Here is a 19576-nt window from a genome sequence, read left to right as displayed (position 1 = left end):
TTCCCGCCCGCAGGCGCAAATTAAATCTCGTCCGGCGTCCGCAGATTGGTCACTGCAATACGTTCGCCGCGTTTACGCTCGCGTTCCGACTGCATATTGGCGCGATAAACGCCCTGATCGCCAACCACCCATGAGAGCGGACGACGTTCTTTACCAATGGACTCCTGCAGCAGCATCAGCGCCTGCATATAGGCCTCCGGACGCGGCGGGCAGCCCGGGATGTACACGTCGACCGGAATGAATTTATCCACGCCCTGGACGACAGAATAGATGTCGTACATGCCGCCGGAGTTAGCGCAGGCGCCCATGGAGATCACCCACTTCGGCTCCAGCATCTGATCGTACAGACGCTGAATAACCGGCGCCATTTTGGTAAAGCAGGTTCCAGCGACCACCATCAGGTCCGCCTGACGCGGAGAGGCGCGCAGAACTTCTGCCCCAAAACGCGCAACGTCATGCACCGCAGTGAATGACGTCACCATTTCCACATAACAGCAAGAAAGGCCGAAGTTATACGGCCAAATTGAGTTCTTACGGCCCCAGTTCACCATGTCATGCAGCGCGTGCTCGAGTTTCCCCATATACACGCTTTTATTGACTTCCTGCTCCAGGGGGTCGGTGACGATCTCCTGTTTCTGCAGGGGGTAACGGTCGTTCTCACCGTTAGGATCTATGCGGGTGAGCGTATAATCCATCTTATTGCCTCGCTTTTACTGCATATGACGGTTAGTGGGACTGTCTGTTTCCGGATTAACCAGCGTGCGACGGGAACGCGCAGGCGTCCAGTCCAGTGCGCCGATGCGAACGAGATAAACCAGACCAGCCAGTAGCACTAAAATGAAAATTGCGGCTTCCACAAAGCCGACCCAGCCGCTCTCGCGGATAGAAGTCGACCATGCGTAGAGATACAGGGCTTCCACGTCGAAGATAACGAAGAACATGGCAACCAGATAAAACTTCGCAGAAAGACGTAAGCGGGCCGAACCAACGGAGTCGATCCCCGATTCAAACGGCGTGTTTTTGCTACGCGCGCGCGCGCGACCGCCAAGGTACCAGCCGCCGACGAGCATGAGGCAGCACAGGCCGATAGCGATGATGAGAAATATAGCGAATGCCCAATGATGAGCGATGACTTCAGTGGATGTTGACATACGCATTGCTTAACCAAAAAAGTGTAGCGCCAAAACCCTCTGCTCTTACTGGCAGATGAACGCCACAGCGTTTCACGGGAGGAGTAAAAAAACCGTGCAAAAAAGCGTCCCTGGTTGATGTGAGAAGCCCAGATGCCGTGGCTTTTTACCCCTTTCTTTAACCTTTTGTCAACTTTAACAAAAGTTTTCATAACATTAATTTACATTGGAATCTTTTCATTAACATTAAATGCCCTTTTATGCGAAATAACCTTGCATACTGTTCGGTTTTAGTGTTGTTGAATCGTGTCCGTTTCCGTCGTAAATCAAAAATCCCTTCTATTTTGACAGGATTTAGCCTCGATTCCTCCCCCCAAAGAGGGGTATTTTCTTGATCTGTGACACGGTTTTGTTAATTACCCCAGGAAATCGGCAACAATCCGTCCGGTTTTTTAACATTAGCAGGAAGTGTTGAAAGTGCAGGGAAAAGTCGACAAGGTGAGCGCTCGGTCACGCCAATACGCTGATTTTTCAGGAAAGAAATAAAAAAAACATTCAAAACATCAATAATAGTGCAAAAAAAAGAGCCACCAGGCGGGAAACCCTCCCCTGAGGCTCTTTTTGCCCACTTACATTCTGTTACCAGTTTTTGTGATCTTTGTTAGCAAAATTGCCCTTACAAAATGAAGGTGTTATCTCCCTCTTCCGGGGTAAGTGCCGGCCCCGTTCGCCAGGGGTCGCTCTCCTGACTCAGCGACTGAAAAATCACCTGCGGCAGCTCGCTCGCTGTCTGTGGATTGCAACTGACCACATACCGGGTATCCGGCAGGCCCGGCAATCCATCGCTGGTGCCAGCCACGCGCAAATCGGGGCTCATCATTTCGACGGGTCGCGCGGTGACGCCCAGCCCGGCTTTAACCGCCGCTTTCACCCCGGAGAGAGACGAAGCGCCATGGGCCAGATGCCACGAGACGCGGGCAGCCTCCAGCGCGGCAATAATATCCTGGCGGAATGGGCCTGGCTCTTCGAGCAGGATCAGGGGAATAGACTCCCCCTTCGCCAGCACATATTCCGCCGCACAGTACCAGAGGGTCGGTGACGTTCTCAGGGTGAAAGAGGTAAAGCCGGGAGGCTGATGGGTGGTCAACGCCAGATCAATCAGCCCCTCGGCCAGCATCGTCATAATTGCGGCATGAGGATGGACTTTGATCTCCAGCGTCATTCTGGGATAGAAGCAGCCGATGCGGTTTAACAAAAACGGCAGGATGGTATCAGCCGTTTCTTCCGAGGCACCGATGGTCAGTCCCCCCTGCAGGCTGCCATACATTAACGACATGCAGGCTTCATCGTTAAAGCGCAGGATTTTGCGAGCATACCCCAGCAGCTGGATCCCCTGCTCAGTGAGCAGTTTATTACGCCCGTGACGGGCGAAAAGCTCTTTGCCAACCAGTTGCTCGAGGAGTTGCATTTGCTGGCTGACCGCGGACTGGGTACGACACACTGCGGCAGCGGCAGCGGCGAAGGTGTTCAAATCAGCGACTGCCACAAAGGTGCGCAGCAGATCGAGATCAAGGTTGAGTATCGGACGTGTTGTATTAATCATATTTCTTCACTTACAGGTGGCTAACGCTGACCTGCCTTGTTGATGCTTTACGCCAGGTTTCCGGCTATTCCCTGAGCCTCGTGCTCACCGTCAGATGGCGGATAAACAACTGGACGAACGTTATTACATGCTAAAGTACTCGTCTGGGCAAATGCGCAGAACCACGGAGTAATATATTGTTCGTATTTCTCATTGTTATTTATTACCACGGTCAGTCAGGCGTCATACGTCGCGCCGGAAAAGCGGCCAGTGGCGGTGAGAAAGCCTCTCTTCCACCGCACGTTTACGCAGGGAAGGATGAACAATAAAATTCTGCAATAACAATATATTAAGTATCAATCCAACCGGAGTGCTTACCGGCTATCACTGATATTAACGGCGATATTCTAACCGATTCCCGTCCTTTTTATAAGCCTAAATAAGGATTAACTCAGATAATTTTAAATTTTTTTCAACATTTTATATAAATTAACAAACTTCAGATTATTACCTGTCAAAAATAATAATAATGCACTCGCACGCTGTTTTTTATTGATATTATTTAACATCAAAATTACAAATGAGCCGATATTGCATTAAGGATAGCGTTTTTTAGCCCACCAACATTCTTCGTTCGCCCCTCCCCCTCACAAACAAACCAGATAAATGATGGCAAAAACGACATATCGCCTACATATACGACCAAAAAACCACCATAAACAGGTATAAGATACAATCTAAAGCCACAAGCGGCAGATAAATCAATTACGCTTAAAATCCTGTGTTAGCAAAATCTTCTCCTGCAAAGCCTTCAAAACAGCGGGGATGCGGAGTACATTGTTCCGTGCTGACTTCCACGGCAGGGAGTGGCGATAACAGCTAAAAGGTCAAGATTCATGTCCCCCATCGAAAAATCCAGCAAGTTAGAGAACGTCTGTTACGACATCCGTGGCCCGGTTCTGAAAGAAGCGAAACGTCTTGAGGAAGAAGGCAATAAAGTTCTGAAACTGAACATCGGCAACCCGGCGCCATTCGGCTTCGAGGCCCCTGACGAGATCCTCGTCGACGTCATCCGCAATCTTCCTACTGCCCAGGGTTACTGCGATTCGAAAGGGTTGTACTCGGCGCGCAAAGCCATTATGCAGCATTACCAGGCCCGGGGAATGCGTGATGTCACGGTAGAAGATATTTACATCGGCAACGGCGTGTCCGAACTGATTGTGCAGGCGATGCAGGCGCTGTTAAACAGCGGCGATGAGATGCTGGTTCCCGCGCCGGACTACCCGCTGTGGACGGCGGCGGTGTCGCTTTCCAGTGGCAAAGCGGTCCACTATCTGTGCGACGAATCCGCTGACTGGTTCCCGGATCTTGACGATATCCGCGCAAAAATCACGCCGCGCACCCGCGGGATCGTGATCATTAACCCCAACAACCCCACCGGCGCGGTCTATTCCAAAGAACTGCTGCAGGAGATCGTCGAGATCGCCCGGCAGCATAACCTGATTATTTTCGCCGATGAGATCTACGATAAGATCCTCTACGACGAAGCCCAGCATCACTCGATTGCTGCTCTGGCGCCGGATCTGCTGACCGTGACCTTTAACGGACTGTCGAAAACCTACCGTGTTGCCGGCTTCCGCCAGGGGTGGATGGTGCTGAATGGCCCGAAAAAACACGCGAAGGGCTATATCGAAGGCCTGGAGATGCTGGCGTCGATGCGTCTATGCGCCAACGTGCCGGCACAACATGCTATCCAGACGGCGCTGGGCGGCTACCAGAGTATCAGCGAATTCATCATCCCCGGCGGGCGCCTGTATGAACAACGCAACCGCGCCTGGGAGCTGATCAACGATATTCCGGGCGTCTCCTGCATGAAGCCAAAAGGCGCGCTGTACATGTTCCCGAAAATTGACGCCAAACGCTTCAATATTCACGACGACCAGAAAATGGTGCTCGACTTCCTGCTACAGGAGAAAGTACTGCTGGTACAGGGCACCGCGTTCAACTGGCCGTGGCCGGATCATGTGCGCATTGTGACGCTGCCTCGCGAAGACGACCTGGAGATGGCGATCTCCCGCTTTGGCCGCTTCCTCTCCGGCTACCACCAGCTTTAATCGCTCCGCCGCCGGCATTTGCATCCGGCGGCGATCCCTGCGCACAATGGAACCCGATGTTGTCACTGATTAAGGGTTCCTATGAGTCAGAGTCATTTCTTTGCCCACCTCTCCCGCCTGAAACTGATCAACCGCTGGCCACTGATGCGCAACGTGCGCACCGAAAATGTCTCCGAACACAGTCTGCAGGTGGCGATGGTCGCCCATGCGCTGGCGGCAATTAAAAACCGCAAATTTGGCGGCCAGGTCAACGCCGAACGTATCGCCCTGCTGGCGATGTACCATGACGCCTCCGAAGTATTAACTGGCGACCTCCCTACCCCGGTGAAATATTTCAATTCCCAGATTGCCCAGGAATATAAGGCGATTGAGAAAATTGCTCAGCAAAAGCTGGTGGATATGGTCCCTGACGAGCTGCGCGATATTTTCGAGCCGCTGATTGATGAGCATCACTACAGTGAGGAAGAGCAGTCGATCGTTAAACAGGCTGACGCCCTCTGTGCTTACCTGAAGTGCCTCGAAGAGCTGTCTGCGGGTAACAACGAATTTCTGCTGGCCAAAGGCCGTCTGGAAAAGACGCTGGCGTCGCGGCGAAGCGCAGAGATGGATTACTTTATGCAGGTGTTTGTCCCGAGCTTCCAGCTGTCGCTGGATGAAATAAGTCAGGATTCGCCACTGTAATTTTTCAGGCCGGGCAGCGGTTGCGCCCTACCCGGCCTGACACCCTTAAAACGGAAACAATACCGGGATCAGCAGTACGCAGACCACCATCACCAGTACGGTGAAGGGCACGCCAATCTTCACAAAGTCGCTGAAGGAATACTTACCCGGGCCAAGCACCAGGGTGTTGACCGGCGAGGAAACCGGAGTCATAAACGCTGCCGAAGCCGCCATCGCCACCACCATGGCAAAAGGATAGGGCGACACCCCCATCGACTTCGCCGCTGCCAGGGCTATGGGCGCCATCAGGACCGCGGTCGCGGTATTAGAGATGAACAGACCTATCGCCGCGCACATTACAAACAGGCAGCCGAGCATCAGATAAGGCCCCTCGCTTCCGGCGACGTCCATCAGTCCCTTGACTACCAGATCTACCCCACCGGTTTTCTGCAGCGCCAGGGCAAACGGCATCATCCCGACAATCAAAATAATGCTCGGCCAGTGGATCGCCTTATAGGCGCTTTCGGCGTTGATGCAGCGGAATTTGCCCATCAGCAGGCAGGCGATGATCGCGGCAATCGGATTGGGAATTTCATCGGTGAGCATCAGGGCTACCATCAGCACCAGACAGAAAATCGCGTGCGGAGCCTGGCTGTGCGCCGGCGAAGCGTCATCCACTTCAACCGGCATATTGAGCACCACGAAATCCCGCCCACGCTTCGCCAGCAGGGCAATTTGCCGCCAGTTGCCGACCACCAGCAGGATATCGCCGAGCTGCAGCGGCTCATCGACCACGGAACCATCCATCGCCTCGCCATCGCGCTTCATGCCGACGATATTGAGACCAAACCGGGTGCGGAACGCTATCTCACGCACCGTTTTCCCAATCATCTCCGAATCCGGGATCAGCGACACCTCCGCCATGCCCACATCCAGCGCCTGATCGGCAAAATACTCGCCGCGCAGCACCATCGGCTCGAGCATCTGCTCACCACAGAACTGGCGTAAGTCGACATCGGAGGCGGACATATCGATCAGCAGGACGTCGCGGGCGCGGAATTCCGATACCCCGTTGACGTTAACAATCACCCTACGGAATCGCCGCCAGCGTTCGACGCCGATGACGTTGGCACAGTACCGCTCACGCAGTTTTAAATCATCAAGACGCTGGCCGATCATCGGCGAACCGGGACGGATCGCCAGCCGGCGGGCGCGGCCAGTGAGGTGATATTCGCGGATCAGATCGCGGAAGGTGCTTCTTTTACGGCCATCGCGCGCGGATTCGCCATTCTCTGTCTTCAGCATAAAGCGCACCGCCAGCATATAGACGATGCCAAGGATCAGCACCACCAGGCCAATCGGCGTGACGCTGAAAAAACTGAAGCCGTGCAGCCCTTCGCGCAGTAGTTCACTGTTGACGACCAGGTTGGGGGGCGTTGCGACCAGGGTCATCATCCCGCTGATAAGTCCGGCAAAGCTCAGCGGCATCATCAGCCGCGAGGGAGAGGTATTCATCCGCGCCGACACGCTGAGCACTACCGGAATGAAAATGGCGACCACCCCGGTTGAACTCATAAACGCACCCAGCCCGGCGACGGTGAGCATCAGGTAAACCAGCATCTTGGTTTCGCTGTTGCCCGCCACACTCACCAGCCACGCCCCCATCTTGGTGGCCACCCCGGTACGCACCAGGCCATCACCGATAATAAACAGGGCGGCAATCAGGATCACGTTAGGATCGCTGAACCCGGAAAAGGCTTCATTCAGCGTCAGCGTGCCGCTGAGGACGAAGGCAACAATGACCATCAGGGCGATAGCATCCATGCGCACCTTGCCGGTAGCAAACAGCACAACCGCGATAGCCAGAAGGGATAAAACCCAAATCAATTCACCGTTCACAACGTTTCCTTGTCACAAGTGGGAGTCGACATAGTGGCATAAAAAAGCCCCGGCAACGCGGGGCGAAATCATACGTTTACGCTTTAAGACGCACATTAACATAGCCGTCCGTCTGACGTTCGACCACCAGATCGTCCAGGCTGCTCAGCACGAGGTCGGCTTCATCCAGTCGAGGGGCATCGACAGGCACGTTGACCGCGATGGTGCGACACCCCGCCGCCAGGCCGGAGAGCAGCCCCGCCGGCGCATCTTCTACCACCGCGCACTGATCGGCCGGTAGTCCCAGCCGCTCGGCGCCCAGCAGATAGGCGTCCGGCGCCGGTTTTCCGTGTTTTACCTGCTCAGCGGTGATGAAGACCTCCGGCATTGGCAGGCCTGCCGCGCGATGACGCGCGTGGGCAACCGGCACCGACCCGGAAGTGACAATCGCCCATGGGATCCCAGCCTCATTGAGGGTACTCAGCAGGGTTAACGCCCCCGGCAGCGCGACAATGCCCTCGATATCAGTGGCTTCAATCTGCTCGAGGAAGCGGAATTCGGCCTGGATATCCTCCTCGCTACGACCCGGCATAAAATGGCGAATAGAGGTAATGGCCTGCTTGCCGTGAATAAAACTGAGAATTTCATCATGGTCAATGGCGAAACGATCGCCCCACTTACACCATGAACGCTCCACCACCGGCAAGGAATCCACCAGCGTCCCGTCTAAATCGAACAGGAAACCTTTACACTGCACGGGCACCTCCCTCAGGCATTGATAATTTGGTTAATTTCATTACTGCTCAGGTGATACTGGCGCGGACAGGCGTGCCAGACGCTCAGCATCCGCTGATATTTCTCCCACATCGGGGTCTGCGAGTTAAAGCCATGAGTGCCGGCGTCAAAATGGCTGTAGCGGCCTTCAATATTGACCATAAAGCGTACATAGCCGAGAAAACGCGCTTCGGTGGCGGCATCAAATCCGAGGAAGGTAACCCGACGCTCGTCGATACCCGCCGCGTCTTTCAGGTTGGTCCAGGAGACATGTAGCGCGTGGTACATCTCCATGATATCGATAACGGTACGGCAGGTTTCTTCCGTCAGCTGGCCAAACTCGCGGTCCAGTTCGCGCATCTGCAGCCCATACCCACGCTCAATGATGGTCTGCAGACGACGGTAGCGTTCCGCATTGTCCGGGTCGAGCATCGTCATCATTTTGTACTGATTGGATAAAATCAGACGCTGCGCATTGGTCATTTCCATGTTGTGACTCCTGTAGCACGGTAGGGCGTGAAATAAAGAAGGCGCATAAATCATGCGCCTTCTTTTATATGCGTTTTCCGTAGTGAATTACAAATCATCAAGGAAAGTTTTATCCAGTTGTTTGAAGGCGCGCTTAAGCGTGTCAGCCAGCGCCTGATAATCGGGCTTGCCTTCGACCGGCGCCAGCGCCTGCCCCGCCTCCTGCAGTTTGCCGCGCACTTCGTAAAACCAGTTAAGAATGGAGGGCGGCAGCGGCGTCACCGAACGCTTACCCAACCACCATAATCCCTGCATCGGCAGGCTCAGGGCAAACAGCGCGGTGGCGACAGCGGGACCCAGCTGGCCGCCCAGGGCTATCTGCCAGCACAGCGTAAAAATGGCGATCGGCGGCATGATACGGATAGCATAGCGGGTGGCACGAATAATGCGGTTTTCGATAAACACCGGCGCGAGGCGCTTGTCGAGAGGCCAGGTCTTTGCGTAATGCTGCCCGCGGTTGAACAAGCGAAAGAAGCTAACGGGGCGTTTCTCAGGGGTCGACATGGCTTTACCTCAACTTTACATATAAAACTTAAAAAATTCGTGCAAAACACCAACTATGCATGACAACGTTCAAAAGATTTTGGCAAAGGATGCCGCAATCAGGTATCCTGTGCCCGCCTGAAAGGGCGGATAGACTCTTTTGCCAGGCTAGTCAAATTATCGCATATTCTGCCATTGGCTGAAAATTATGCAAAATGGCATAAAATCAAATGTACTTCTCTCATCGTGCCCGAAAACAGAACAAGGCATGATGTTAATCATAAATGTCGAGGTCATCCTGCGCTACGCTAATGACACACTGACGTTTTTTTAGCCACGTATCATAAAAAGGTACTTCCATGTCGAGTAAGTTAGTACTGGTTCTGAACTGCGGTAGCTCCTCTCTGAAATTTGCTATCCTTGATGCCGTTAACGGTGACGAATATCTGTCCGGTTTAGCGGAATGCTTCCACCTGCCGGAAGCCCGTATCAAATGGAAAATTGACGGCGGCAAACAAGAAGCTGAATTAGGCGCCGGTGCCGCGCACAGTGAAGCACTGAACTTTATCGTTAACACTATTCTGGCACAAAAACCAGAACTGTCTGCTCAGCTGACCGCAATCGGCCACCGTATCGTACACGGCGGTGAAAAATACACCAGCTCCGTGGTGATCGACGAGTCTGTGATTCAGGGTATTAAAGACGCTGCGTCCTTCGCACCGCTGCATAACCCGGCACACCTGATCGGCATCGCTGAAGCGCTGAAATCCTTCCCGCACCTGAAAGACAAAAACGTGGCAGTATTCGATACGGCATTCCACCAGACCATGCCGGAAGAATCCTACCTCTACGCCCTGCCGTACAGCCTGTATAAAGATCACGGCGTTCGTCGTTACGGCGCGCACGGCACCAGCCATTTCTATGTCACTCAGGAAGCCGCTAAGATCCTGAACAAGCCAGTGGAAGAACTGAACATCATCACCTGCCACCTCGGCAACGGTGGTTCTGTTTCCGCTATCCGTAACGGTAAATGCGTTGATACCTCCATGGGTCTGACGCCGCTGGAAGGTCTGGTGATGGGTACTCGCTCAGGCGACATCGACCCGGCTATCATCTTCCATCTGCACGACACCCTGAGCATGAGCGTTGACGCGATCAACAAAATGCTGACCAAAGAGTCCGGCCTGCTGGGTCTGACCGAAGTCACCAGCGACTGCCGCTACGTGGAAGACAACTACCAGGAAAAAGCGGATGCTAAGCGTGCAATGGACGTTTACTGCCACCGTCTGGCGAAATACATCGGCTCCTACACCGCGCTGATGGACGGCCGTCTCGACGCCGTTATCTTCACCGGTGGTATCGGTGAAAACGCCGCGATGGTGCGTGAACTGTCGCTGGGCAAACTGGGCGTACTGGGCTTCGAAGTTGACCACGAACGTAACCTGGCTGCCCGTTTCGGCAAGTCTGGTTTCATCAACAAAGAAGGCACCCGTCCTGCCGTGGTTATCCCGACCAACGAAGAACTGGTCATCGCGCAAGACGCCAGCCGTCTGACCGCTTAATTCCACACCGCCAGCCATAACCTTCAATAATTCGAGCTGCAGGAAGGCGGCGACGCAGCAAATCCCCGGTCACGTACACAGCGTACGCGACCGGGGTGAGCAAGTAGAGCCAACGCGCATGCAACTTGAAGTATGACGGGTAGCTGGTGGTGCTGTTTTGTATCCCGCCTGATACTGGCGGTAACGAAAGAGGATATACCGTGTCCCGTACTATCATGTTAATTCCTACCGGTACCAGCGTAGGCCTGACCAGCGTCAGCCTCGGTGTGATCCGTGCTATGGAACGCAAAGGCGTTCGTCTGAGCGTCTTTAAACCTATCGCTCAGCCGCGTTCCGGTGGCGATGCGCCAGACCAGACCACCACCATCGTTCGTGCCAGCTCCTCCACCACCACCGCCGCTGAACCGCTGAAGATGAGCCACGTTGAATCTCTGCTCTCCAGCAATCAGAAAGATGTGCTGATGGAAGAGATCATCGCCAACTATCACGCGAACACCCAGGACGCGGAAGTGGTACTGGTGGAAGGTCTGGTGCCGACCCGTAAGCATCAGTTCGCCCAGGCGCTGAACTTTGAAATCGCCAAAACGCTGAACGCGGAGATCGTCTTCGTGATGTCGCAGGGCACCGATACGCCAGAACAGCTGAATGAGCGTATTGAACTGACCCGCAACAGCTTTGGCGGCGCGAAAAACACCAGCATTACCGGCGTTATCGTCAACAAACTGAATGCACCGGTCGACGAGCAGGGCCGTACCCGTCCTGACCTGTCCGAAATCTTCGACGACTCGTCGAAAGCGAAAGTCGTGAAGATCGATCCGGCTCAGCTGCAGAAAGGCAGCTCCCTGCCGGTGCTGGGCGCGGTGCCGTGGAGCTTCGATCTGATCGCCACCCGCGCGATCGACATGGCGCATCACCTGAATGCCACCATCATCAACGAAGGCGACATCAACACCCGTCGCGTGAAATCCGTGACCTTCTGTGCGCGCAGCATCCCGCACATGCTGGAGCACTTCCGCGCAGGCTCGCTGCTGGTCACCTCGGCAGACCGTCCTGACGTGCTGGTCGCGGCCTGCCTGGCCGCGATGAACGGCGTGGAAATCGGCGCCATTCTGCTGACCGGCGGCTATGAAATGGACTCGCGCATCAGCAAGCTGTGCGAACGTGCCTTCGCCACCGGCCTGCCGGTGTTTATGGTCAATACCAATACCTGGCAGACCTCCCTGAGCCTGCAGAGCTTCAACCTCGAAGTACCGGTTGACGATCACGAGCGCATCGAGAAAGTTCAGGAATACGTGGCCAACTACATCAACGCCGACTGGATCGAATCGCTGACCGCGACCTCCGAACGCAGCCGTCGTCTCTCCCCGCCAGCCTTCCGCTACCAGCTGACCGAGCTGGCGCGCAAAGCCGGCAAACGCGTTGTCCTGCCGGAAGGCGACGAACCGCGTACGGTGAAAGCCGCCGCTATCTGTGCGGAACGCGGCATCGCCACCTGTGTGCTGCTGGGTAACCCGGATGAGATCAACCGCGTTGCCGCAGCGCAGGGCGTTGAGCTGGGCGCGGGTATCGAAATCGTCGACCCGGAAGTGGTTCGCGAAAGCTACGTGGCTCGCCTGGTCGAACTGCGTAAGAGCAAGGGCATGACCGAAGCAGTCGCTCGCGAGCAGCTGGAAGACAACGTGGTTCTCGGCACCCTGATGCTGGAACAAGACGAAGTCGACGGCCTGGTGTCCGGCGCGGTTCACACCACCGCCAACACCATTCGTCCGCCACTGCAGCTGATCAAAACCGCACCGGGCAGCTCGCTGGTCTCTTCCGTATTCTTCATGCTGCTGCCGGAACAGGTTTATGTCTACGGCGACTGCGCGATCAACCCGGATCCGACGGCAGAACAGCTGGCGGAAATCGCCATTCAGTCCGCTGACTCCGCGATTGCCTTCGGTATCGAACCGCGCGTAGCGATGCTCTCCTACTCCACCGGTACCTCCGGCGCGGGTAGTGATGTTGAGAAAGTCCGCGAAGCGACCCGTCTGGCGCAGGAAAAACGTCCTGACCTGATGATCGATGGCCCGCTGCAGTACGACGCCGCCGTCATGGCTGACGTGGCGAAATCCAAAGCGCCGAATTCGCCGGTTGCTGGCCGCGCGACCGTGTTCATCTTCCCGGATCTGAACACCGGTAATACCACGTACAAAGCGGTACAGCGCTCTGCCGACCTGATCTCCATCGGGCCGATGCTGCAGGGTATGCGCAAGCCGGTCAACGACCTGTCTCGTGGCGCGCTGGTTGACGATATCGTCTACACCATCGCTCTGACCGCGATCCAGTCAGCTCAGCAGCAGAATTAATTCCCCGCTGAGATAAAAGCAAAAGGCAGCCAGATGGCTGCCTTTTTTCATCAGGAGGCGAGCAGCTGTTGCTGCTGCGCGATGGCGATATTACTCGCCCTCTTCCGCGTCATCATACTCATTACCCGCATTACGGGTCATCCACAGCGCCAACGCTTTCAGCGAGTCCGGCGTGAACTCATCGCAGCGGGCAGTGATCTCTTCCGGCGTTAACCAACACACCTCGCTTACCTCTTCTTCCTGCAGCGCAAATGGCCCATGCGAGACGCAGCTGAACAGGCTTCCCCAGACGCGACAGAACTTATCTTCATAATAAAACTGACCGTGATCGGCAAACGGTACTCCCGCGATGCCTAACTCTTCTTCGGCCTCGCGACGGGCAGACTCCAGCAGTTGCTCATCGGCCTGAACGACGCCGCCGGCGGTCGCATCCAGCATGCCCGGATGAAAGTCTTTTGTCTCGGTGCGTCGCTGCACCAGAATTTTCCCCATTCCGTCGTGAACGACGATATAGGTCGCCCGGTGACGCAGGCACTGCGCGCGCATCTGCTCGCGGCTGGATTGTGCTATCACCTCATTGTTTTCATTAACAATATCGACCCATTCTGTGCTTGCCAAATGATTCTGTTCCGCCATCAGGAAACCTTACTTTGAAAGCGCTCTCGCGGCGCGTCTTTATGATTGAGGGCTAAATTACGGGTAAATTGCGACCTCTGCAATAACCTGATTATCATTGAGTGCTAAAACCTGCAGACGCCCCTCATCCAGCAGCCCATAGCTGGCGGAATATCCCCCTTTCGGGATACTCACTGAGCCTGGATTAAACAGGTAGATCGCACCGCGTTTTTCCGCGACCGGAATATGAGTATGGCCATAAGCCAGAACATCACCAGCGTCCAGCGGCGGCAAATTTTCCGGGCTATACAGATGGCCATGGGTCAGAAACAGGCGGTAGCGTTCGCTGAGCACCTGTTGCCAGGGCGCGGTCATAGGAAAACGAAGCAGCATCTGATCCACTTCGCTGTCGCAATTGCCGCGAACGGCAATAATGCGCTCCGCCACGCTGTTAAGCCGCTCGGCCACCTCCGCCGGCGCATACCCTTCCGGCAGCGCATTGCGTGGCCCGTGATTGAGCACATCGCCGAGAATAATAAGCCACCTGGCGCCGCTTTGCGCGAACCGTTCAAGCACGCGTTCCGTAGCGGGCAGCGAACCATGAATATCGGAGGCAAACATCAGTTTCATAGATTCCATCTCCACTGGTTACGATGCCACTATGATAGCGGAAGCGCGGCGGGCGATCAGCCTGCGCGTTTGGCGGAAAGCGCCACGTAACGCTGGATTGAAGCCCGCTGCCACTGGAAAGTCGCATAATCGGCCAGCGCCTCCGGCACCTCATCGCCATTGAGAACCAGACGATTGAGCATCAGCGCCAGGTCGGCGTCGGCAATAGACCATTCGCCAAATAAATTTTGCCCGCCGTGGGCCAGTAGCGTAGCGGCGGTAGCAAACAGTTTTTCCGCAGATTGCTTGCCTGCCTCGCTGAGGGCCGGCATTTTCACCCCGCCAAACACCACGGCGGTGGATCGCTCTTCACGAATCGGCACCAGATCGCTGCGCAGCCAGGCCTGGATCTGCCGGGCGCGGGCGCGTTTTTGCAGGTCATGCGGGTAAATGCGCTCCCACTCCGGCGGGGCGAAACGCTCATCCAGATACTCGGTAATCGCCGAGGACTCGCTCAGCGCGAAATCATCAACCTCCAGCAGCGGTACGCGACGGGTGGCGGCATAGCCCGTCCAGCCAGCCTGCAGATGTTCGCCGCGGTTCAGATCGACGGTTTTAAGGCTAAAAGGCAGGCTTTTTTCCTGCAGAGCGACATAGACAGACATCACATACGGTGAGAAAAAATCGGCATCGGACCACAGGGTAATCACAGGCTGGCTCATGGCTTCCTCAAGGGTGGTAAACAGGACAATAAGCCAACATAGCCTGGCTTGCCGGCGATGTCACTGCTCGTCCGCGCGTCAGCATCAAGTGGCTGCCTCCAGAGCGACGCGCCGCTCGCGGATTTCCTCCCGGGTTGCGCAGCTTCACCTATACTCGAACAGTTTGCGACCCACGACGGCGGGAAATATTATGATCGATCTCTACTATGCACCCACCCCAAACGGCCACAAAATCACCCTGTTTCTCGAAGAGGCGCAGCTGGCCTATCGGCTAATTCGGGTCGATATCGGCAAAGGGGAACAGTTTCATCCGCAGTTTCTGGCGATTTCGCCGAATAACAAAATCCCGGCGATTGTCGACCACATGCCTGCCGATGGTGGAGCGCCGTTGAGCGTCTTCGAATCCGGTGCCATCCTGCTCTATCTGGCGGAGAAAAGCGGCAAGCTGCTGAGCGGTGAACTGCGGGAGCGCTATATTACTCTGCAATGGCTATTCTGGCAGGTCGCCGGTCTTGGGCCGATGCTGGGGCAAAATCAGCATTTTACCCACTCGGCGCCGCAAACAGTGCCCTACGCCATTGAACGTTTTCAGGTGGAAACCCAGCGACTGTACCGGGTTCTCAATCACCGCCTCGAAGCCAGTCCATGGCTTGGCTGCGACCATTACAGCATCGCCGATATTGCCGCCTGGCCCTGGGTCAACAGCCATGTCCGACAGCGTATCGATCTGGCGAACTATCCGGCGGTACACAACTGGTATGAGCGCATTAAGCAGCGGCCGGCGACGGTTGAAGCAATGCTAAAAATTCAGCCTTATTAACCCCCTGCTCGCCCGTCGCGCTTTGTTGTATGATTGCAGGACTTACAACACGGAGGAAGCCTGCAATGTCTCAACCAGACGCCATTATTCGTATTAAGAACCTGCGCCTGCGTACTTTTATTGGAATTAAAGAGGAAGAGATCGCCAACCGCCAGGACGTGGTGGTGAATGTTGCGATTCACTATCCCGCCGATAAGGCACGCGACAGCGAAGACATCAATGATGCGCTGAACTACCGCACCATTACCAAGCGCATCATCAGTCATCTTGAGAATGGCCGTTTCTCGCTACTGGAAAAATTAACTCAGGATGTGCTGAATATCGCATGCGAACATCACTGGGTCACATATGCTGAAGTGGAGATCGATAAACTTCATGCGCTGCGCTATGCCGACTCGGTGTCGATGACCATGAGCTGGCGGCGATAACGATGTCAGGGAGGTGGTATGAAGATCCTGCTTACGGGTGGCACGGGCCTGATTGGCCGACATCTGATACCCCGGTTACTGGAGCTGGGGCATAGCGTCACGGTATCCACACGGCATCCAGATACCGCCCGCGCCCGCCTCGATCCGCGCGTCACGCTGTGGCGCGATTTCGAAGGCCATCACCACCTCAACGAGATTGATGCCGTCATCAATCTGGCAGGCGAGCCCATTGCTGATAAACGCTGGACGGCCGAGCAGAAACAACGCTTGTGCCATAGCCGCTGGGATCTCACTCAGCGGCTGGTTGGCCTGATCCACGCCAGCGACACGCCTCCCTCCGTGCTGATCAGCGGGTCCGCCACCGGCTACTATGGCGATCTCGGCGAGGTGGTGGTGACCGAAGAAGAGCCACCGCACAATGAGTTTACCCATAAGCTCTGCGCCCGCTGGGAGCAAATTGCCTGCAAAGCGCAAAGCGAACAGACCCGCGTCTGCCTGCTGCGCACCGGTGTGGTACTGGCCCCGCGGGGTGGTATTCTTGGCAAAATGACGCCCGCCTTTAAGCTCGGCCTCGGCGGGCCCATCGGCAGCGGCAGACAGTACCTGGCCTGGATCCATATCGACGATATGGTTAACGGCATTCTGTGGCTGCTGGATAACGATCTACGCGGCCCGTTCAATATGGTTTCTCCCTATCCGGTGCATAACGAACAGTTCGCCCACGCGCTGGGTCATGCGCTCAATCGACCAGCCATTTTCCGCGTTCCTGCCGCCGCTATCCGCCTGCTGATGGGTGAATCCGCCGTCCTGGTGCTCGGTGGCCAGCGCGCGCTGCCTAAGCGTCTGGAAGCCGCTGGCTTCGCCTTCCGCTGGTACGATCTGGACGAAGCGCTCAAGGATGTGCTGGGATAATGGCTAAACGGGGGAGCATTGGCTCCCCTGATTCCCTCCAACTGGACACTACCTCGCAACGTTTTTTTCTTCTGTTCCCTTCACCGCGTTGATTGTGAAGTGTATTCCAACGTCAAATGACTTCTTCTGCCATAACGTCCTGGCGATGCTTTTATCGCCAAAAATGTTGACGAACGTCAACACTCCTTTTATTCTGAGCAGGACATCGCGATGAAGGAACATCCGGACAAACATATCAGGGCCGCCATCGCCAGAGCGTTGGCGGAGGGCTGGATAGTGATACCCGCGGGCAGAAGCAGCCACTGCTTTGCGCGGCTGATTTGCGGGATAGCCGAACACCGTCAGCACATGATGAGCATATGGTCGACGCCTGCGCCGCCTGAAAATCATGCCCGGCAGATCATCAGAATGATCGAACGCTGCTCGCTTTCAGCGACGGACCGTATCACGCACACGCATAAGGAACGCTAAACGATGCCGCTTTTTAATTTTACGCTGACGCTTTCCGGCGTCACCAGCCAGACGCCAGGACTGGAAGATGCGCTCTTTGCCGCTGGCTGTAGCGATGCGCTGATCTGCTTCTACGGCACTGCGGTCTACCTGGAATTTGACCGCGATAGCGAATCTCTCGAGCAGGCAGTACTGTCCGCGATCCGCGACGTTGAATCCGCCGCGCTACCCCAGGTCCGTGTGGAATCGGTAGATTCAACGCTGGTGGGGCTGAGCGATATCGCCGAGCTCACTGGCGTCTCCCGCCAGGCTATCGCCATGCTAAAAGAAGGCACTCGCGGTAGTGGGCGTTTTCCCGGGCCGGTCCAGCGGGTTACAGGCAACTCCCCGCTATGGCGCTGGAAAACCGTCGTTGACTGGCTGGTCGCGGAGAAGCGCCTCGCCGCCGATTCTACGCTGGTGGCTCATGCTCAACTCCTGGATAGCCTCAACCTGGCGCTGCAGCTTCGTAGTATCCCGGACAACCAGCGCGTACAGGGACACCTGAAACTCCTGAGTTCATCGCCAGCTGGCCGCTGACTGGCCGGTTCGCCGGTGTAATCAGAAGAAGCAAAGTGGTAAGGTGGACCTTCCTTTCTCCGTATTGACTGCTTTATGACGACAATAACCACGCTGCGCCTTTCGCTTACCCACTTTGTTGCCGCCGACTGGCCCTTTTTTCTGCGCCTGCGTCAGGATCCGCAGGTGATGCGTTTCATGGGGGAAGTGTTAAGCGAGACGGCGCTGCGCAGCGTGTTTGCCAGCCGCTGTGCCGATCCCGGGGTGTTTGTTTTGCGAGATAAACGCGGCGACGCACTGGGCGATATTGGGCTACGCATCAGTCCGAAAAATCCGCACGAGGCTGACGTCGGCTACGCCCTGCTGCCGCAGGCCCAGGGAAAAGGCTACGCCAGCGAAGCGCTGCGTGCGATCTGCGATTATGGTTTCAGCACGCTGGGCGTGCAGGCCATCAATGCCTGGGTGCTGGGAGAAAATCGTGGCTCATCGCGTCTGCTGGAGAAACAGGGCTTTGTGCGCACCCAGGTGCTGGAGAAAGCCTATCATCTGAACGGCGTCGATTACGATGACTGGATCTATCGGCTGGAGCGTGAATCTCACCCGACGCCCACAGACGCCGGGTGAAGCATTTATTTCAGCGAACCTTTCAGAAACTGCTGCAGGCGCGGGCTTTTCGGCGCGCCAAACAGCGCGTCCGGATGCCCTTCTTCTTCAATTTTGCCCTGATGCAGGAAAATAACATGCGAAGAGACGTGGCGGGCAAAACCCATTTCGTGGGTCACCACCACCATGGTTTTTCCCTCTTCCGCCAGCTGCTGCATGATACGCAACACTTCGCCCACCAGTTCCGGATCCAGCGCTGACGTCGGCTCATCAAACAGCAGCACTTCCGGCTCCATCGCCAGCGCGCGGGCAATAGAGACACGCTGCTGCTGGCCGCCGGAGAGATGTACCGGGTATTTCGCCTGCTGACGTTCGTCAATCCCGACCTTGGCCAGGTATTTTACCGCGCGATCGCGCGCTTCCTGTTTGCTTAAGCCCAGCACCTGAATCGGCGCCTCCATGACGTTCTCCAGCACCGTCATATGGCTCCACAGATTGAAATGCTGGAACACCATGGTCAGGCGAGTACGCAGCAGACGCAGTTGGTTCTTGTCAGCCACCTTCAGCTGGCCGTCTTTATCCCGCACCAGGCCAATATTCTGGCCACTGACGACGATCGTGCCCTCGCTCGGTTTTTCGAGGAAGTTAATGCAGCGCAAAAAGGTGCTTTTCCCTGAACCCGATGAACCGATGATACTGATCACGTCCCCGGCTTTCGCCTGCAGGGAGACGCCCTTCAGCACCTCGTGTTCTCCATAGCGTTTGTGCAGATCGATAACGTTTAATTTATTGTCGGACAT

At 55.7% G+C, this 19576-nt stretch carries 21 protein-coding genes; 10 read left to right on the top strand and 11 right to left on the bottom strand.

Annotated elements, in window-relative coordinates:
* Positions 1-20: 20 nt before the first annotated feature.
* The 3 genes from nuoB to CWM61_RS08670 form a co-directional block, all read right to left on the bottom strand.
* Entirely contained in the window at positions 21-695 is a 675-nt protein-coding gene (nuoB, locus tag CWM61_RS08690) for an NADH-quinone oxidoreductase subunit NuoB (RefSeq protein WP_002913178.1), read from the bottom strand.
* 15 nt (positions 696-710) lie between these two features.
* Entirely contained in the window at positions 711-1157 is a 447-nt protein-coding gene (nuoA, locus tag CWM61_RS08685) for an NADH-quinone oxidoreductase subunit NuoA (protein ID WP_002913181.1), read from the bottom strand.
* A 649-nt stretch (positions 1158-1806) separates the two neighbouring features.
* The gene (locus CWM61_RS08670; RefSeq protein WP_100631074.1) at positions 1807-2733 is read right to left on the bottom strand and encodes a LysR family transcriptional regulator; all 927 of its coding nucleotides are present in this window, start codon (positions 2731-2733) and stop codon (positions 1807-1809) included.
* A gap of 875 nt (positions 2734-3608) precedes the next feature.
* Here CWM61_RS08670 and alaA point away from each other — a divergent pair.
* Together alaA and yfbR are read left to right on the top strand one after the other, a co-directional pair.
* Entirely contained in the window at positions 3609-4826 is a 1218-nt protein-coding gene (gene alaA / locus CWM61_RS08665; RefSeq protein WP_008803944.1) for an alanine transaminase AlaA, read from the top strand.
* Positions 4827-4907: 81 nt separating this feature from the next.
* Positions 4908-5507 carry a 5'-deoxynucleotidase gene (gene yfbR, locus CWM61_RS08660; protein ID WP_002913188.1) on the top strand — a complete coding sequence of 200 codons (600 nt, stop codon included), beginning with the start codon at positions 4908-4910 and terminating at the stop codon, positions 5505-5507.
* Positions 5508-5552: 45 nt separating this feature from the next.
* Here yfbR and CWM61_RS08655 read toward each other — a convergent pair whose 3' ends face one another.
* From CWM61_RS08655 to yfbV, 4 genes are all read right to left on the bottom strand, one after another.
* A complete protein-coding gene (locus CWM61_RS08655; protein WP_008803943.1) occupies positions 5553-7385 on the bottom strand; it encodes an SLC13 family permease in 1833 nt (610 codons plus the stop codon).
* Between the two features lie 76 nt (positions 7386-7461).
* The gene (locus CWM61_RS08650) at positions 7462-8121 is read right to left on the bottom strand and encodes a sugar phosphatase (protein ID WP_064160840.1); all 660 of its coding nucleotides are present in this window, start codon (positions 8119-8121) and stop codon (positions 7462-7464) included.
* A gap of 11 nt (positions 8122-8132) precedes the next feature.
* Complete coding sequence (locus tag CWM61_RS08645; protein ID WP_012540982.1) at positions 8133-8627, bottom strand: YfbU family protein; 495 nt, start codon at positions 8625-8627, stop codon at positions 8133-8135.
* 87 nt (positions 8628-8714) lie between these two features.
* Positions 8715-9170 carry a terminus macrodomain insulation protein YfbV gene (yfbV, locus tag CWM61_RS08640; RefSeq protein WP_100631073.1) on the bottom strand — a complete coding sequence of 152 codons (456 nt, stop codon included), beginning with the start codon at positions 9168-9170 and terminating at the stop codon, positions 8715-8717.
* A 338-nt stretch (positions 9171-9508) separates the two neighbouring features.
* On the opposite strand from yfbV, the gene ackA reads away from it, so the two are divergent.
* Together ackA and pta are read left to right on the top strand one after the other, a co-directional pair.
* A complete protein-coding gene (gene ackA, locus CWM61_RS08635; protein WP_100631072.1) occupies positions 9509-10711 on the top strand; it encodes an acetate kinase in 1203 nt (400 codons plus the stop codon).
* Between the two features lie 200 nt (positions 10712-10911).
* The gene (gene pta, locus CWM61_RS08630; RefSeq protein WP_074387940.1) at positions 10912-13059 is read left to right on the top strand and encodes a phosphate acetyltransferase; all 2148 of its coding nucleotides are present in this window, start codon (positions 10912-10914) and stop codon (positions 13057-13059) included.
* A gap of 90 nt (positions 13060-13149) precedes the next feature.
* Here pta and yfcD read toward each other — a convergent pair whose 3' ends face one another.
* The 3 genes from yfcD to yfcF are packed head-to-tail and all read right to left on the bottom strand — an operon-like array spanning position 13150 to position 15005.
* Positions 13150-13695: an NUDIX hydrolase YfcD gene (gene yfcD, locus CWM61_RS08625; protein WP_012540981.1), complete on the bottom strand. Its 546-nt coding sequence runs from the start codon at positions 13693-13695 to the stop codon at positions 13150-13152.
* 57 nt (positions 13696-13752) lie between these two features.
* On the bottom strand, positions 13753-14304 hold the full coding sequence (yfcE, locus tag CWM61_RS08620) for a phosphodiesterase (protein WP_074387939.1): 552 nt from the start codon (positions 14302-14304) through the stop codon (positions 13753-13755).
* 56 nt (positions 14305-14360) lie between these two features.
* A complete protein-coding gene (gene yfcF / locus CWM61_RS08615; RefSeq protein ID WP_061153784.1) occupies positions 14361-15005 on the bottom strand; it encodes a glutathione transferase in 645 nt (214 codons plus the stop codon).
* Positions 15006-15195: 190 nt separating this feature from the next.
* Between yfcF and yfcG the strand changes: the two genes are divergently transcribed.
* The 6 genes from yfcG to CWM61_RS08585 all read left to right on the top strand — a co-directional run bounded on the left by yfcG (position 15196) and on the right by CWM61_RS08585 (position 18797).
* Positions 15196-15825 (top strand): GSH-dependent disulfide bond oxidoreductase, encoded by a 630-nt coding sequence (yfcG, locus tag CWM61_RS08610; protein WP_100631071.1) that lies wholly within the window; start codon positions 15196-15198, stop codon positions 15823-15825.
* Positions 15826-15890: 65 nt separating this feature from the next.
* Positions 15891-16253, top strand: a complete 363-nt coding sequence (gene folX, locus CWM61_RS08605; protein WP_002913200.1) for a dihydroneopterin triphosphate 2'-epimerase — start codon at positions 15891-15893, stop codon at positions 16251-16253.
* 18 nt (positions 16254-16271) lie between these two features.
* On the top strand, positions 16272-17165 hold the full coding sequence (locus CWM61_RS08600; protein WP_100631070.1) for a TIGR01777 family oxidoreductase: 894 nt from the start codon (positions 16272-16274) through the stop codon (positions 17163-17165).
* Between the two features lie 210 nt (positions 17166-17375).
* Positions 17376-17636: a hypothetical protein gene (locus CWM61_RS08595; protein ID WP_100631069.1), complete on the top strand. Its 261-nt coding sequence runs from the start codon at positions 17376-17378 to the stop codon at positions 17634-17636.
* A gap of 3 nt (positions 17637-17639) precedes the next feature.
* Complete coding sequence (locus tag CWM61_RS08590; RefSeq protein WP_061153780.1) at positions 17640-18194, top strand: helix-turn-helix transcriptional regulator; 555 nt, start codon at positions 17640-17642, stop codon at positions 18192-18194.
* 75 nt (positions 18195-18269) lie between these two features.
* A complete protein-coding gene (locus CWM61_RS08585; RefSeq protein WP_074387935.1) occupies positions 18270-18797 on the top strand; it encodes a GNAT family N-acetyltransferase in 528 nt (175 codons plus the stop codon).
* 5 nt (positions 18798-18802) lie between these two features.
* Here the strand turns inward: CWM61_RS08585 and hisP are convergent, their stop codons facing one another.
* Entirely contained in the window at positions 18803-19576 is a 774-nt protein-coding gene (gene hisP / locus CWM61_RS08580; RefSeq protein WP_008803931.1) for a histidine ABC transporter ATP-binding protein HisP, read from the bottom strand.

The organism is Klebsiella sp. K-Nf6 (assembly GCF_002806655.1).
Taxonomy (GTDB): Bacteria; Pseudomonadota; Gammaproteobacteria; order Enterobacterales; family Enterobacteriaceae; genus Klebsiella; species Klebsiella variicola.
This window is presented reverse-complemented; position numbering and strand designations above follow the sequence as displayed.

Excerpts from the sequence above, each read along its gene's own strand:
- nuoA (WP_002913181.1), bottom strand. The coding sequence starts at position 1,157 with ATGCGTATGTCAACATCCACTGAAGTCATCGCTCATCATTGGGCATTC.
- folX (WP_002913200.1), top strand. The coding sequence starts at position 15,891 with ATGTCTCAACCAGACGCCATTATTCGTATTAAGAACCTGCGCCTGCGT.
- yfcE (WP_074387939.1), bottom strand. The coding sequence starts at position 14,304 with ATGAAACTGATGTTTGCCTCCGATATTCATGGTTCGCTGCCCGCTACG.
- CWM61_RS08595 (WP_100631069.1), top strand. The coding sequence starts at position 17,376 with ATGAAGGAACATCCGGACAAACATATCAGGGCCGCCATCGCCAGAGCG.
- hisP (WP_008803931.1), bottom strand. The coding sequence starts at position 19,576 with ATGTCCGACAATAAATTAAACGTTATCGATCTGCACAAACGCTATGGA.
- CWM61_RS08585 (WP_074387935.1), top strand. The coding sequence starts at position 18,270 with ATGACGACAATAACCACGCTGCGCCTTTCGCTTACCCACTTTGTTGCC.
- yfbV (WP_100631073.1), bottom strand. The coding sequence starts at position 9,170 with ATGTCGACCCCTGAGAAACGCCCCGTTAGCTTCTTTCGCTTGTTCAAC.
- CWM61_RS08645 (WP_012540982.1), bottom strand. The coding sequence starts at position 8,627 with ATGGAAATGACCAATGCGCAGCGTCTGATTTTATCCAATCAGTACAAA.
- yfbR (WP_002913188.1), top strand. The coding sequence starts at position 4,908 with ATGAGTCAGAGTCATTTCTTTGCCCACCTCTCCCGCCTGAAACTGATC.
- yfcD (WP_012540981.1), bottom strand. The coding sequence starts at position 13,695 with ATGGCGGAACAGAATCATTTGGCAAGCACAGAATGGGTCGATATTGTT.
- CWM61_RS08670 (WP_100631074.1), bottom strand. The coding sequence starts at position 2,733 with ATGATTAATACAACACGTCCGATACTCAACCTTGATCTCGATCTGCTG.
- yfcG (WP_100631071.1), top strand. The coding sequence starts at position 15,196 with ATGATCGATCTCTACTATGCACCCACCCCAAACGGCCACAAAATCACC.
- CWM61_RS08590 (WP_061153780.1), top strand. The coding sequence starts at position 17,640 with ATGCCGCTTTTTAATTTTACGCTGACGCTTTCCGGCGTCACCAGCCAG.
- nuoB (WP_002913178.1), bottom strand. The coding sequence starts at position 695 with ATGGATTATACGCTCACCCGCATAGATCCTAACGGTGAGAACGACCGT.
- ackA (WP_100631072.1), top strand. The coding sequence starts at position 9,509 with ATGTCGAGTAAGTTAGTACTGGTTCTGAACTGCGGTAGCTCCTCTCTG.
- alaA (WP_008803944.1), top strand. The coding sequence starts at position 3,609 with ATGTCCCCCATCGAAAAATCCAGCAAGTTAGAGAACGTCTGTTACGAC.
- yfcF (WP_061153784.1), bottom strand. The coding sequence starts at position 15,005 with ATGAGCCAGCCTGTGATTACCCTGTGGTCCGATGCCGATTTTTTCTCA.
- CWM61_RS08600 (WP_100631070.1), top strand. The coding sequence starts at position 16,272 with ATGAAGATCCTGCTTACGGGTGGCACGGGCCTGATTGGCCGACATCTG.